This window comes from Geobacillus sp. JS12 (genome assembly GCF_001592395.1).
Lineage (GTDB): Bacteria > Bacillota > Bacilli > Bacillales > Anoxybacillaceae > Geobacillus > Geobacillus zalihae.
Genome location: NZ_CP014749.1, coordinates 2,416,073 through 2,429,528, shown reverse-complemented (window position 1 = coordinate 2,429,528; position 13,456 = coordinate 2,416,073). Strand labels below are relative to the sequence as shown.

The window sequence follows — 13,456 nt, the reverse complement described above, 5'->3', positions numbered from 1 at the left end:
ATGAGGAACTATGACCGCATTTTGATCCGCTACGGAGAAATGACGACGAAAGGAAAAAATCGGAACATCTTCGTCCGGCGTCTTAAAAACAACATTGCCCGCAAACTGCAGGCGTTCGAGCGGATTCAGATTGAATATATGCGCGACCGAATGTACATTTTATTAAACGGCGAGCCGCATGAACCGATCATCGAAAAGCTGAAAACCGTTTTTGGCATTCATTCGTTCAGCCTGGCGATGAAGTGCGAAAACGATCTGGACGCCATTAAGGAAACGGCGCTCGCCGCCGTCCGCCAGCTCCCATACAAAGGAAAAACGTTTAAAGTGAGCGCCCGCCGCGTCGACAAGCAGTTTCCGTATCGAAGCGACGAGCTGAACTACGAGGTGGGGCGCATATTTTGCGGCAGACGGATGGACTTACGGTCAACGTGCGCGAGCCGGATATTGACGTGCGCATTGAAGTGCGCCAAGACGGGACATATGTCACGTGCCGCGACATTTTCGGCGCCGGCGGCCTGCCGGTCGGAACGAGCGGCAAGGCGATGCTTATGCTCTCCGGCGGCATTGACAGCCCGGTTGCTGGTTATTTGGCGATGAAGCGCGGTTTGGAAATTGAAGCCGTCCACTTTTTCAGCCCGCCGTTTACAAGCGAACGGGCGAAGCAAAAAGTGATTGACCTTGTGCGCAAGTTGACGACATACGGCGGGAGAATCAAGCTTCACATCGTGCCGTTTACGGAAGTGCAACAAGCCATTTATCAAGGAGTTCCGAACGAGTACTCGCTCATTTCCACTCGGCGGGCGATGCTTCGGATCACCGATGCGTTGCGCCGCCGCCAGCGGGCGTTGGCGATCGTCACGGGCGAAAGCCTCGGCCAAGTCGCGAGCCAGACGCTAGAAAGCATGTACGTGATCAATGAGGTGACAAATACCCCGATTTTGCGCCCGCTTGTTTCGATGGATAAACTTGAAATTATCGAGCTGGCGAAGCAAATCGGCACACATGATATTTCCATTCTTCCGTATGAAGACTGTTGCACCATTTTTACGCCAAGAGCGCCGAAAACGAAGCCGAAAAAAGAAAAAGTGTTCCATTATGAGAGCCAGCTCGACCTCGCTCCGCTTCTGGAAAAGGCAGTCAATGACACAGAAACGCTCGTCATTGATGAAGAAACAGGGCAGGGCGATGAGTTTGCCGAGCTGTTTTGAATCTCAAAATTTACCAAAAAGCATCGCTGCATATCGCCATCTGTTTTCACACATTCTATAGGTACAAGGAGGTGAAAACAGGTGGCACGCAACAACAGCAATCAACTGCTCGTTCCGGGTGCGCAACAAGCGCTGGAGCAAATGAAATATGAGATCGCTCAAGAATTTGGCGTGAACTTAGGCGCTGACACGACTTCGCGCGCCAACGGTTCGGTCGGCGGTGAGATCACGAAACGTCTCGTAGCCATGGCGCAGCAACAATTGGGCGGCGCACGCCAATTCTAATTTCATCATGATGGCTTACGCGGCGGGGGCATTCCCCGCCGCTTTCATATGAGAAAAACGGTATTCAAAATAGAACGACTATTTTGTATAATAAAGATGCCGACCAAGGTGAAACAAGACAGAGGGGAGAGGAACGATGAGGCGGGAAGACTTGATTGCTCCCGAGCGCTACAATTTAACATCGGAAATGGAACGGCATGCGGCCGCCGGCCCGGATCGGATCGCGTTGAAATGGGAGAGCGAGCAAGGCGAAACGAAAGAGATTACATACGGCCGCTTGATGGCGCGCGCCAACCAAATTGGAAACGCTTTCTTATCGCATGGGCTCGAAAAAGGCGATAAAGTGCTCGTCATGATGCCGCGCCTCATTGAAACATACGAAGTGTATATAGGGGCGCTCAAAGCCGGGCTTGTCGTCATCCCAAGCTCGGAGATGCTGCGGACAAAGGATTTGCAATATCGGCTCGTCCATAGCGAAGCGAAGGCGGTTGTCGCTTATGCGCCGTATACGGACGAATTTGCGCCGATTGACGGCATCGAACGTTTGACGAAGTTCGTCATCGGGGAACCCCGGGACGGATGGATTCCGCTTGAAGACGCCATGGCCAAAGAGAGCGAAACGCTTGAGGCGGCGGATACCTCGCGCGATGATATGGCGTTTTTGTCGTACACATCCGGCACGACCGGCAATCCGAAAGGGGTCGTCCATTGCCATGGTTGGGCGTACGCCCACTTGCGCACGGCTGCGAAAAACTGGCTGTGCATTGAAGAAGGCGACCTCGTTTGGGCGACGGCCGGACCGGGATGGCAAAAATGGATTTGGAGCCCGTTTTTATCGGTGCTCGGCTCGGGGGCGACCGGTTTCGTCTACTACGGCCGCTTTGAGCCGGAAAAATATTTGCAGCTATTGGAAAAATACAACATCAATGTGCTGTGCTGCACGCCGACCGAGTATCGTTTGATGGCGAAAGTGCCGGACATCGGCCGCTATCATCTATCTCATTTGCACAGCGCCGTGTCCGCCGGAGAGCCGCTCAACCGCGAAGTGATCGACACGTTTGCCAAGCATTTCGGCGTCGAAGTGCGCGACGGCTACGGCCAGACAGAAAACACGCTGCTTGTCGGCGTCATGAAAGGAATGCCCATCAAGCCGGGTTCGATGGGGAAACCGACGCCAGGCAACCGCGTCGAAATTATCGATGAAAACGGCGAGCCGTGCCCGCCCGGACAAGTCGGCGACATCGCCGTCCATATCGAGACGCCGGCGCTGTTTAAGTATTATTACAAAGATCCGGAGCGGACAGCGATGCAGTTCCGCGGCGACTACTACATTACGGGAGACAAAGCGCGCAAAGACGAAGACGGCTATTTCTGGTTTGAAGGCCGCGGGGATGACATCATCATCAGCGCCGGCTATACGATCGGCCCGTTTGAAGTCGAAGACGCGCTTGTCAAGCACCCAGCCGTAAAAGAGTGCGCCGTCGTCGCCAGTCCGGATGAAGTGCGCGGCCATGTTGTCAAAGCGTTTGTCGTGCTGCGCGACGGGGTCGACAAAGACGATCCGTCTCTGATTCCGGCCTTGCAAGAACATGTGAAACAGTTGACGGCGCCGTACAAATACCCGCGTAAAATCGAGTTTGTCGACGATTTGCCGAAAACGGCGTCCGGAAAAATCCGCCGCGTCGAGCTGCGCGAGCGGGAAGCCCGCCTTGCCGGCCGGTCGTCGTAAGCAGAAAGAGCCGGTTGAGCTGGCCGTTGCCAGAAGCGGAGCGATGTCCGCGCGGCGACCAAACAAGAGGGTGTCTCGTTGCGAGACACCCTCTTGCCGCATGCGCGTCGAACGGATTCGCCATTTTAGATCCGGTGTTTTGCCGGGAGAACAGACACACGCTTCACAAAAAGACGCGTTTCACTTTATCCCAGAACGAATTGTCTTTCAAGCGCACCGTTTTGACCACCCGGTCGCTTAAACGAATGTCAATCCGCTCAATATGCTGGATGCTGAGCGCTTCATTGTCGAGGCCGATGATCGGAAAATGGCTTGTTTCTTCCGACATTTTCAGCGTCAACGTCCGCGAGCCGCTCAAAATGAACGGCGAGCCGAGCGTCCGATAGCGGTTGCTGTTGAGCGAGGCGAGTTCGCTCACTTGAAAGCACGGCAAGAGCGGATCGACGACCGCTCCGTGCACCGATTTATTGTAGCCGGTGCTGCCGGTCGGCGTCGAAACGATGATGCCGTCGCCGCGGAACGTCTCGAAATGCAAGTCGTCGATGAAAACGTCGATCGCCATCGTTTTAATGATTTGCGAGCGGATCGAACATTCGTTTAAGCAGAAAAACGAAGCCGCGCCGTCGATCGTCACTTCGATGATTGGGTAGCGCCGCACTTCGAGTTTCCAATTTTTCGCCGCTTCCACCATATGATCGATGTCGTCAATATGGAAATCGCAGTAAAACCCGCGCGCCGGCAAGACGGACACGCCGACGTACAAACGGTCAGGAAGAAATCCCGTCTGCCGCACCGCCTGCAAAAACGCGCCGTCATCCCCGATGCTGACGATGATGTTCGCTTCCCGATAGTCGTCGACGACAACAAACGGACCGCGCTCTGCCAGCTCCATGAGCGGCTTCACCCGTTCGATGAGCTTGTCGTCGCGCTTATAAAAAAAATAAAGACGGTTGCGTTCCATATCCATGTTTTGCCCTCCTGCTGGCATCATCTAATCAATCGATGTACAATGAATATTGTACCACGTTTGCCAGGATTCTAAAAATATGGGCAGCCGATGCAGGGGGAAGACGATGAATCGAAAACGATGGACCGCGTTGGCCATCGCCGCCGCCTTGTTTGTGATCTCGGTGCTTGTTCAAGCGGTTGGCGTTCTTTTGTCCGACAAGGCCGGCGGCTGGTCGGAAAGCTGGCTGGCGCTCATGGAGTCGCCATTTAGCGAAGAAGTCATCGCCGAGGGCGACCCGTTGAAAAAAATCGCTGTGTTGGAAGTGAACGGAGTTATTCAAGATGCGGGGGAAGCGGAGTCGTTTCTTTCCTCATCACAGTACAACCACCAAACGTTTTTGCAAATGATCAAACAGGCGAAAGAGGATCAAAACGTCAAAGCGATCATCTTGCACATCAATTCGCCGGGCGGCGGTGTCGCGGAAAGCGCGGAAATTTACGATCAGCTGATGAAGCTGAAAAAGAAGACGAACAAGCCGATTTACGTATCGATGGGGGCCATGGCCGCCTCGGGCGGTTACTATATCGCGGCGGCCGGCGATAAAATTTTCGCCAGCCCGGAGACGATCACCGGCTCCATCGGCGTCATCATGCAAAGCGTCAACTATGAAGGGCTGGCAAAGAAGTACGGCGTGGAGCTTGTCACGATCAAAAGCGGGCCGTACAAAGACATCATGAATCCGGCGCGCAAAATGACCGAAGCGGAACGGGAGATTTTGCAGCAGCTGATCAATGATTCGTATGATGCGTTTGTTGATGTGGTAGCCAAAGGGAGAAAGCTGCCGGAAGACACGGTGCGCAAGCTGGCGGACGGCCGCATTTATGACGGGCGACAGGCGAAGGCGCTCCGCCTTGTCGACGAGTTCGGCTACTTGGATGACGCGATCGCTGCGCTCAAAAAAGAGCATCATTTAACCGGCGCTCAAGTCGTAAAATACGTGAACGATGCGCCGTGGAGCTCTCTCTTTGAGATGGTGTCGAACCGGATGAAGCCGGACAGCGAGGCGGCCGGGCTCATCCGCCTGTTGTCGCGCCCATCCTCGCCGCGGCTTATGTATTTATACGCCGAATAAAGGAGTGGAAACATGACGGACATGCAAATAACGGCGACGCTGGCGGATCATCTCCCGCCGGCAGAGCGCCCCCTCTGCTACGGCGGCTTTTGGCTTCGTTTTTGGGCGTATTGCCTTGATGTCATTGTTGTCTCGAGCCTCAACCGGCTCATCGTTTGGCCGCTTTTTCGCCTGTTCGATTGGCCGCTTGCGCAGGACGGTTTGTTCGCGCCAGCGGCGGTCGCGGCCGCCGTCGTCTTTTACGCCTATTTCGTGTTGATGACGAAAGCGTTTGGGCAGACGCTTGGCAAAATGGTGTTCGGCTTAAAAGTGGTCGATGAGCGCGGCGAGCCGCTCACCTGGCTGACCGTGTTGTTTCGCGAAGTCGTCGGCAAATTCATCGCGAAAAAATTGCTGTTCATCGGTTTTTTGTTTGTTGCGTTTTCCGAAAAGAAAAAAGGGATGCATGACCAGTTCGCCGATACGATCGTTGTCCGCGAGTAACAATCCGTCTGCATCAAGAACGGACCGTCAACCAATGTCCGCCTGCCGAAACGGCAGGTTTATTTTTTTTCTAGATGGCGACAATGGATGATGAAAGGGAGGGCGGACATTGAAAGCAATCATCGCGGTCATCGCAACAGTTGTTCTTTTGCTTCTTCTTGTCGCCTGGATGAAAGTGTCGGTGACGGTCGTGTTTCGCCATATGAAAGACGACGATGAATGCAAAATCGTGGTGCGCACGCTGTTTGGCCTCCTCCGCTACACCGTCCGCATTCCGCTCATCAAAGTAGAAATGGATTCGGATGCGCCGGGGGTGGCGTTTCTCCATAAAAAAGGAGTGGAGGGAACGCGCGGGAAGGAGGAAAAGAAAGGGAAATTGACCCTAAAAAAAATCGCCGACCTGTTTCGGCAGCTGAAACGGTTTCTCGAGCAAGTCGTCGACTTGCATGAAATTATGAAACAATTTTACCGCCACGTGACGATTACGAAATGGGAGTGGAAAACGAGAATCGGCACCGGCGACGCCGCGTCAACGGGCTTGCTCGTGGGGCTTGGCTGGTCGCTGAAATACATGATCATCGGCGCTGCGAGCCGCTATATGAACATGAAAACAACTCCGGCTGTCGCCATCGTTCCGGCCTACGATCGGGCCGCTTCAGAAACGGTGTTTTTATGTATGATTCAGTTTCGAATCGGGCATGCTATGGTAGCAGGATTGCGAGTGGTCAAACATTGGCGCGGACAGCGGCCGCCAAAGCGGGACCCATTGGCGGCCAAGCAGGCAAATGAAGGCTACTAGGAGGAATGACGATGACGAACCATCCGATTCAAGGGCTGATGACAACAGCGATGGAAAACTTAAAACAAATGATCGACGTCAATACCATTATCGGCGACCCGGTGGAGACGCCTGACGGGAGTGTCATTTTGACCGTCTCGAAAGTCGGGTTTGGCTTTGCCGCCGGCGGCAGCGAGTTTATGCTTGACGGCCAACAAAATGGCCACCAAGGGGCGCAAGCCGACGGGAACGGGCAGGCCCAAGGGAACAGACATCCGTTTGGCGGCGGCAGCGGCGGCGGCGTCTCGATTACGCCGATTGCGTTTCTCGTCGTCAACTCGTCCGGGGTGAAGCTGCTCCATTTGGATGAAAGCACGCACTTATACGAAAAAATTCTCGATGTCGCGCCGCAGGCGTTTGAGAAGATTCAGGCGATGCTGAAGAAAAACAAGAAAGACGGCGCCGCAGGCCAAAAAGCAGACGACTTTGACATTTAGCCGGACCGTTGGCGTCCGGCCTTTTGTTTGTCCGCTGTCATGAACGGACAAAATCGTTGAAAAATTCCGTTCCGCGTTTTAGTATGGAAGTAGTACATATTTTTTCTAAAGGGGGAGAGAACCCATGGCCTATGTGACGTTTAAAGGGCAGCCGGTGACGCTTGTCGGCAACGAAGTGAAAGTCGGCGACAAAGCGCCGGATTTCACCGTGCTTGATCAAAACTTGCAGGAAGTGACGCTCGCGGATACGAAAGGACACGTCCGCCTGATCAGCGTTGTTCCGTCGCTCGACACCGGGGTTTGCGACGCGCAAACGCGCCGGTTTAACGAGGAAGCGGCAAAGCTCGACAATGTGAAAGTGTTGACGATCAGCGTCGATTTGCCGTTTGCGCAAAAGCGGTGGTGCGGCGCGGCCGGCATTGAGAACGTTCAAGTGTTGTCCGACCATCGCGATGTTTCGTTCGGACAAGCATACGGCGTCTTGATCAAAGAACTGCGCCTGCTTGCCCGCGCCGTGTTTGTCATCGACAGCCATGACACAGTGACGTATGTCGAATACGTGCCGGAAGTGACGAACCATCCGAACTACGAAGCGGCGATTGAAGCGGCGAAAGCGGCGAAATAATGAAAAGGCCCCGACCCGTTCGGGGCCTTTTCCGTTCCTATCGGCGCTTTTCTTGCGGCGCGAGGCGGACGGCCGTACAATATACAGAAGGGACGTTGGCAGAAAGGTGGGGACGTACAGATGATGACGCCAGTCGAACGGTTGTTCACGGTATTCGATGAAACGGCCCAACTTTTGCAAGAAGAATTGCAATGCACGTATTTAGAAGCCGTCGCGGAGACGGGGGAGAATTTGTTCCACGGCGACGTGCTGCAAGATGAGGTGAGCGAGCTGAACGCGAAACGGCTGAAAAAGCAGTATCGCGAACTGATGCTGGAACGGTTTCAAAACGAAGAAATCCGCAAGGCGTTTCAGCTTGCGGTGTTAAAAGGGATGCGCAAGCATGTTCAGCCGCACCATCAAATGACTCCGGATGCGGTCAGTTTGTTTTTGGCGTATTTGGTCCGCGAGTTTACGCGCTCGCATTTGGCGCTTAAGATCCTCGACCCGGCCGTCGGCACGGCGAATTTATTGACGGCGGTGTTAAACGGCCTTCGGGGAAAACAGGCGGCGAGCTACGGCAGCGATGTCGATGATCTGCTTGTCAAATTGGCGTACGTCAACGCGAACTTGCAAAAGCATCCGGTGCAGCTGTTTAACCAAGACAGCCTAAGGCCGCTGTTTGTTGAGCCGGTTGACGTCGTTGTCTGCGATCTGCCGGTCGGCTATTACCCGGATGACGACAATGCCGCCCGCTTCGCCTTAAAAGCGAAGGAAGGCCGGTCGTATGCCCATCATTTGTTCATCGAGCAAAGCTTGCGTTATACGAAAGAGGGCGGCTACTTGTTTTTCCTCATCCCGAATACGTTGTTCTCAAGCCCGCAGGCGGGGCAGCTGAACGAATTTTTAAAAGAGGCGGCCATTGTCCAAGGAGTCTTGCAGCTGCCGCTATCGATGTTTCAAAACGATCAGGCGGCAAAAAGCGTGTTGATTTTGCAAAAGAAAGGGCCGAACGTCAAAAAGCCAAAACACGTGCTGCTTGTCGAGCTGCCGCGGTTTTCCAACAAATCGGCGATGCAGGCGATGATGGCGAAAATCGACGCCTGGATCACCGAGGAAAAAGAACGTTGAAGAAAGGGTGTCCCAAACGCAGCGGGACGCCCTTTTTGATCACCGTATAGGCCGTCAAGCCCCTTCACAAAACGAGAGGTTGCATCTTCCTCCCCTTGCGCTCACGCGTGGAAGTGGGGTCTTCTCGGCTCAAGATGATAAATGCTGCTCTTTTCTTCATCGAAGAATCGCTGTTTTTCACCGACCTTTTCGGTCAGCTCCGTTTTCATTTTTCACAACATAAAAACTTTTTCTTGCAACCGGTTGCGAAACAAAGCCGCGCTTGAAACGCGAAAACGGGAGGCATACAATGAAAAAGGCATAGTGAAACGGTGCCCAATCGCGCACACTAACGGTAAGCGCGAGCGGATTTTGGCAAAAAAGGAGCTGTGTTTTCGATGGCGAAAGTGCTAGCCATTAATGCGGGAAGTTCCTCGTTGAAATTCCAGCTGTTTGAGATGCCGGCAGAAACGGTGTTGACCAAAGGGGTCGTCGAACGGATTGGCTTTGACGACGCGATTTTCACCATTGTCGTAAACGGTGAAAAACATCAAGAAGTGACGGCGATTCCGGATCATGCCGCGGCCGTTAAAATGCTGCTTGATAAGCTCATTCGCTACGGCATTATCCGTTCGTTTGACGAAATTGACGGCATCGGGCACCGCGTCGTCCACGGCGGGGAGAAGTTCAGTGATTCGGTGCTCATCACCGAGGACGTCATCAAGCAAATTGAAGAAGTGTCCGAGCTCGCTCCGCTCCATAACCCGGCCAACCTCGTCGGCATTCGGGCGTTTCAGGAAGTGCTGCCGGACGTGCCGGCCGTGGCGGTGTTTGACACGGCGTTCCACCAGACGATGCCGGAACAGTCGTTTTTATACAGCTTGCCATATGAGTATTACACGAAATTCGGCATCCGCAAGTACGGATTCCACGGCACGTCGCACAAATACGTCACCCAGCGGGCGGCGGAGCTTCTCGGCCGGCCGATCGAACAGCTGCGCCTCATCTCGTGCCATTTAGGCAACGGGGCGAGCATCGCGGCGGTTGAAGGCGGCAAGTCGATCGACACGTCCATGGGCTTTACGCCATTAGCCGGCGTGGCGATGGGAACGCGCTCCGGCAACATCGACCCGGCGCTCATCCCGTACATTATGGAAAAAACGGGAATGACGGCCGATGAAGTGATTGACGTGCTGAACAAAAAGAGCGGCATGCTCGGCATATCCGGCATTTCGAGCGATCTGCGCGACTTGGAAAAAGCGGCCGCCGAAGGAAATGAGCGCGCAGAACTGGCACTTGAAGTGTTTGCGAACCGCATTCATAAGTACATCGGCTCATATGCGGCGCGCATGTGCGGGGTCGATGCCATCATCTTCACCGCCGGCATCGGCGAAAAACAGCGAAGTCGTGCGGGCGAAAGTGTTGCGCGGCCTCGAGTTCATGGGGTGTACTGGGATCCCATCCTAAACAAAGTGCGCGGCAAAGAAGCGTTCATCAGCTATCCGCACTCGCCGGTCAAAGTGCTCGTCATCCCGACGAATGAAGAGGTCATGATCGCCCGCGACGTCATGCGGCTGGCGAATTTGTAGGGGTTGACGAGATTTACAAACAAAAACGTAATTTGTAACTAGCAAAAACATGCTAAAGCAACCTTTTTCATATTCGATTACGAATGTGGGAGGAGGTTGCTTTTTTCTTTGTCGATAAAAAAACGAGCATGCGTTAACAAAAAGAGAGTTTACACCATTAATGATGCGCTGAAGATTGTCCTAAAAAGAATCGTTGCAGCCATGTTGGCCAAAACAGCTGCCTCAAACAAACGGGGCGGCTATTTTTTTGTTTCATCGCTTATACGCTTTGTTGAGTGTTCATGGGTTCCCTTCGTTTTGCCTGTTTCCTCCCGGCAATTGTCGGAATTGCTGGAGGGAGTCGTTCCGCGCCAAAATGAGAGTGCACACTCGATTGAAGGGAGTGAACGGATATGGCATTGTTTCGTGATGATGCTCATGTGTATCGGGTGATCGGCGAGTTTATGCAAATTCCGTCGCGCCCAAGGACGGAAATGGAGCTGCGCAGCTGGTGGGGACAGCATCCAGCGTATCAGGAATACGGCAACGAGGTGGAGCAAATCAATCGGATTGGAGAACAAATCCGCCGTTCCCGCGTCGCGTTCGTCTTTTATTTGACCGATCCGGAGGCGGTCATCAGCATCGATGCGAGGCGGCCGGAAACCGGTGAAAACTACGCCATTTATTTCGGGCAGGCAATCGATGCGCCTGATGTTGCCATCAAGACGACCGGCGATATCGCCCACCAATTTTGGGCGGCAACATCAACGTTCCATTGGCGCTCATGACCGGAAAAATGAAGGCAAAAGGATCGAAAGCGAAGGCGCTGCAGCTTCTGCCGCGCATCGTGCCGGCGTTTCCGCTTTATCGGCGCTATTTGGAGCTGATCGGTGAGGATGGACTTCTTCATGCCTTGTGAGCTCGGCGCTGACAGGAAGGTGATGCCCCAAACGTTATTTAGATGTTTGGTTTGATGGGAATTTTTTGTAGACCGCTTTCATGGCCGGACAAATGTCGGGTGAAAACGCAAAAGCAAAAGGAAAAATCCGAGCATCATCGGGATGGATGAATGATTGAAAGCGGTTTATAGTAAAAGTGGGCCAAAAAAATTCTGATAGTTCAAAATATTAAGGAGGTACTGATATGCCCAGTGTGAAAGAAGTGTTTCAGATGATCGATCAACAATTGAAAGAAGACATTTCACGAGCGGAAGGAATTGTCGCCGTGTATCAATTCAATTTGAGCGGCGATGAAGCCGGCGTCTACCAAGTCGTGCTCCGGCCGGATGCAGGATTTGTCATTGAAGGGGAGCAAGAGCCTTCTGATTGCACGTTAAGCATGGACAGTGAAGATTTTAAAAAAATGGCGGAAGGGGAATTGAACGGAACGGAGGCGTTTATGAGCGGGCGGCTTCGCATTGACGGAGATATGGGGCTGGCGCTTCGCCTTCAAGAAGTGCTCGCCGCATACAACAGTGCAAAGCAGGCTTAACGGAGGAAAAGAGGGCGGTCGACAAATCGGCTGTCCTCTGACAAACCGATAGGGGAGAAGCGGACGATGCGTTTGACGGATATTTGGAAACGAAACATAGAGGAATATGGACCGTATCCGTTGCTGGTATTCGAAGGAAAAGAATATACGAACATTGAATGCGATACCCGTTCGTCTCAGCTGGCTCATGCATTGATTGAACTTGGGGTCAAGCCGGGCGACCGCGTTGTTGTAACGATGCCGAACAGCCCGGAAGTCATCATCGCCTTCAGCGGCGTCTTGAAAGCAGGAGCGGTTGTCGTGCCGGTGTTGCCGCTGTTGCAGACGCAGGAGCTCCATTACATTTTTAAAGACTGCCAACCGAAAGTGGTGCTGACGGCGGAAATGCTGTGGGCGAAAGCGAAAGAGGCCGCCAATGGCTTGCCGGCGCCTCCGATGATCGTCACGCTGGACGCTCCGGATTCTCCTCACTCTTTGCGAACGAGAATGGAACAAGCTCCTGCCAGCCTGACGACGTCGGAAGTCAATGAAAACGATCCTGCGGCTTTGCTTTACACGTCGGGAACGACCGGCCAGCCGAAAGGGGTTGTGTTGACGCACCGCAATTTGTCCACGAATGCGGAAGCGGCCGCTGAGATGGCGAAGCGGCTGCCGACCGAATTTGCACGCGTCGGCCTTGGGGTATTGCCCATCTCCCATGCGTTCGGATTTACGATGATGAACGTCGCGCTCCTTTTGGGGGATCAAGTCGTCCTTCTGCCGTATTTTGAGCCGAAAAAAGCGCTCGAAGCGATCGAGCGGCATCGGGTGACGCATACGGCGATGGTGCCGGCGATGTTTCATGCTTTATGCCATTATGCCGAGGCCGACCGGTACGACACTTCCAGCTTGGTGGCTTGCATATCCGGTTCTGCGGCGCTGCCGCCCGAACTTGCTGAGCAGTTTCAGCGCAAGTTCAACTGTCTTATTTTGGAGGGATACGGTCTGTCCGAGGCGGCGCCGATTGTGACGGCGACGGATCCGACGAAACCGATCAAGCTTGGATCAGTCGGCTTGCCGCTTCCCGGGGTTCGGGTGGCGGTCGTCGATGAATACGGAAATCCCCTGCCGCCAAACGAAGTCGGAGAACTGATTGTGTCGGGTCCAAACGTTTTTCAAGGCTACTATGGAAAAGACGAGGAGACCCGCCAGGCGCTGCGCGACGGCTGGTTGTATACCGGCGATATGGCGCGCATCGATGAGGACGGGTATGTGTTTATCGTCGATCGGAAAAAAGATGTCATCATTCGCGGTGGATTCAATATTTACCCGCGCGATATCGAGGAGCTGCTGATGTCCCATCCGGACGTGCTGGAAGCCGGCGTCGTCGGCGTCCCTTCACCGAAAATGGGCGAAGAAGTCGCCGCGTATGTCGTCGTTCGGCGCGGGGCCCAAGTGACGGAAGCGGAGCTGATCGAGTTTTGCCAAAAGCGGTTGGCGAAATACAAAACCCCGCGCTTTTTGAAAAAGGTCGGCTATTTGCCGAAAACGATGATCGGCAAAATCGACAAAAAGAAGCTGCGCGAATGGGCGAGCGAGTTCATTCCCGCTGTTCAATCGTAATGGAAAAGGAGAGGGGCAAG

The 13,456-nt window shown here is 53.8% G+C and carries 14 protein-coding genes and 1 pseudogene; 14 read left to right on the top strand and 1 reads right to left on the bottom strand.

Features of this window, described 5'->3' with window-relative positions:
* The 3 genes and pseudogenes from thiI (at position 1) to mbcS (ending at position 3,222) form a co-directional block, all read left to right on the top strand.
* Positions 1 to 1,208: pseudogene (gene thiI, locus A0V43_RS11885) on the top strand (tRNA uracil 4-sulfurtransferase ThiI).
* 81 nt (positions 1,209 to 1,289) lie between these two features.
* The gene (locus A0V43_RS11880) at positions 1,290 to 1,493 is read left to right on the top strand and encodes an alpha/beta-type small acid-soluble spore protein (RefSeq protein WP_011232268.1); all 204 of its coding nucleotides are present in this window, start codon (positions 1,290 to 1,292) and stop codon (positions 1,491 to 1,493) included.
* A 136-nt stretch (positions 1,494 to 1,629) separates the two neighbouring features.
* Entirely contained in the window at positions 1,630 to 3,222 is a 1,593-nt protein-coding gene (gene mbcS / locus A0V43_RS11875; RefSeq protein WP_013144468.1) for an acyl-CoA synthetase MbcS, read from the top strand.
* A 163-nt stretch (positions 3,223 to 3,385) separates the two neighbouring features.
* Here the strand turns inward: mbcS and A0V43_RS11870 are convergent, their stop codons facing one another.
* Positions 3,386 to 4,189 (bottom strand): NAD kinase, encoded by an 804-nt coding sequence (locus A0V43_RS11870; RefSeq protein ID WP_063193152.1) that lies wholly within the window; start codon positions 4,187 to 4,189, stop codon positions 3,386 to 3,388.
* 106 nt (positions 4,190 to 4,295) lie between these two features.
* Between A0V43_RS11870 and sppA the strand changes: the two genes are divergently transcribed.
* From sppA to A0V43_RS11820, 11 genes are all read left to right on the top strand, one after another.
* On the top strand, positions 4,296 to 5,303 hold the full coding sequence (gene sppA / locus A0V43_RS11865; protein ID WP_060788017.1) for a signal peptide peptidase SppA: 1,008 nt from the start codon (positions 4,296 to 4,298) through the stop codon (positions 5,301 to 5,303).
* Positions 5,304 to 5,315: 12 nt separating this feature from the next.
* Positions 5,316 to 5,786, top strand: a complete 471-nt coding sequence (locus A0V43_RS11860) for an RDD family protein (protein ID WP_013524344.1) — start codon at positions 5,316 to 5,318, stop codon at positions 5,784 to 5,786.
* A 109-nt stretch (positions 5,787 to 5,895) separates the two neighbouring features.
* Positions 5,896 to 6,585, top strand: coding sequence for a DUF2953 domain-containing protein (locus A0V43_RS11855; RefSeq protein WP_063193151.1), 690 nt, complete (start codon positions 5,896 to 5,898; stop codon positions 6,583 to 6,585).
* 11 nt (positions 6,586 to 6,596) lie between these two features.
* A complete protein-coding gene (gene ytfJ / locus A0V43_RS11850) occupies positions 6,597 to 7,061 on the top strand; it encodes a GerW family sporulation protein (RefSeq protein ID WP_063193150.1) in 465 nt (154 codons plus the stop codon).
* A gap of 124 nt (positions 7,062 to 7,185) precedes the next feature.
* Positions 7,186 to 7,686 (top strand): thiol peroxidase, encoded by a 501-nt coding sequence (gene tpx, locus A0V43_RS11845; protein ID WP_015375628.1) that lies wholly within the window; start codon positions 7,186 to 7,188, stop codon positions 7,684 to 7,686.
* Positions 7,687 to 7,806: 120 nt separating this feature from the next.
* Positions 7,807 to 8,796: a class I SAM-dependent methyltransferase gene (locus A0V43_RS11840; protein ID WP_060788015.1), complete on the top strand. Its 990-nt coding sequence runs from the start codon at positions 7,807 to 7,809 to the stop codon at positions 8,794 to 8,796.
* Between the two features lie 377 nt (positions 8,797 to 9,173).
* Complete coding sequence (locus tag A0V43_RS11835; RefSeq protein WP_128578022.1) at positions 9,174 to 10,364, top strand: acetate kinase; 1,191 nt, start codon at positions 9,174 to 9,176, stop codon at positions 10,362 to 10,364.
* Positions 10,365 to 10,756: 392 nt separating this feature from the next.
* Positions 10,757 to 11,131, top strand: coding sequence for a hypothetical protein (locus tag A0V43_RS11830; protein ID WP_236930809.1), 375 nt, complete (start codon positions 10,757 to 10,759; stop codon positions 11,129 to 11,131).
* The gene (locus tag A0V43_RS20805; RefSeq protein ID WP_257722290.1) at positions 11,128 to 11,262 is read left to right on the top strand and encodes a hypothetical protein; all 135 of its coding nucleotides are present in this window, start codon (positions 11,128 to 11,130) and stop codon (positions 11,260 to 11,262) included. Before A0V43_RS11830 ends, A0V43_RS20805 begins: the two co-directional genes overlap by 4 nt.
* Before the next feature lie 224 nt (positions 11,263 to 11,486).
* Positions 11,487 to 11,834, top strand: coding sequence for an SCP2 sterol-binding domain-containing protein (locus tag A0V43_RS11825; protein WP_015375624.1), 348 nt, complete (start codon positions 11,487 to 11,489; stop codon positions 11,832 to 11,834).
* 66 nt (positions 11,835 to 11,900) lie between these two features.
* Complete coding sequence (locus A0V43_RS11820) at positions 11,901 to 13,436, top strand: class I adenylate-forming enzyme family protein (protein WP_015375623.1); 1,536 nt, start codon at positions 11,901 to 11,903, stop codon at positions 13,434 to 13,436.
* Positions 13,437 to 13,456 lie beyond the last annotated feature (20 nt).

Excerpts from the sequence above, each read along its gene's own strand:
- mbcS (WP_013144468.1), top strand. The coding sequence starts at position 1,630 with ATGAGGCGGGAAGACTTGATTGCTCCCGAGCGCTACAATTTAACATCG.
- A0V43_RS11870 (WP_063193152.1), bottom strand. The coding sequence starts at position 4,189 with ATGGATATGGAACGCAACCGTCTTTATTTTTTTTATAAGCGCGACGAC.
- sppA (WP_060788017.1), top strand. The coding sequence starts at position 4,296 with ATGAATCGAAAACGATGGACCGCGTTGGCCATCGCCGCCGCCTTGTTT.
- A0V43_RS11860 (WP_013524344.1), top strand. The coding sequence starts at position 5,316 with ATGACGGACATGCAAATAACGGCGACGCTGGCGGATCATCTCCCGCCG.
- ytfJ (WP_063193150.1), top strand. The coding sequence starts at position 6,597 with ATGACGAACCATCCGATTCAAGGGCTGATGACAACAGCGATGGAAAAC.
- tpx (WP_015375628.1), top strand. The coding sequence starts at position 7,186 with ATGGCCTATGTGACGTTTAAAGGGCAGCCGGTGACGCTTGTCGGCAAC.
- A0V43_RS11840 (WP_060788015.1), top strand. The coding sequence starts at position 7,807 with ATGATGACGCCAGTCGAACGGTTGTTCACGGTATTCGATGAAACGGCC.
- A0V43_RS11835 (WP_128578022.1), top strand. The coding sequence starts at position 9,174 with ATGGCGAAAGTGCTAGCCATTAATGCGGGAAGTTCCTCGTTGAAATTC.
- A0V43_RS11830 (WP_236930809.1), top strand. The coding sequence starts at position 10,757 with ATGGCATTGTTTCGTGATGATGCTCATGTGTATCGGGTGATCGGCGAG.
- A0V43_RS20805 (WP_257722290.1), top strand. The coding sequence starts at position 11,128 with ATGACCGGAAAAATGAAGGCAAAAGGATCGAAAGCGAAGGCGCTGCAG.
- A0V43_RS11825 (WP_015375624.1), top strand. The coding sequence starts at position 11,487 with ATGCCCAGTGTGAAAGAAGTGTTTCAGATGATCGATCAACAATTGAAA.
- A0V43_RS11820 (WP_015375623.1), top strand. The coding sequence starts at position 11,901 with ATGCGTTTGACGGATATTTGGAAACGAAACATAGAGGAATATGGACCG.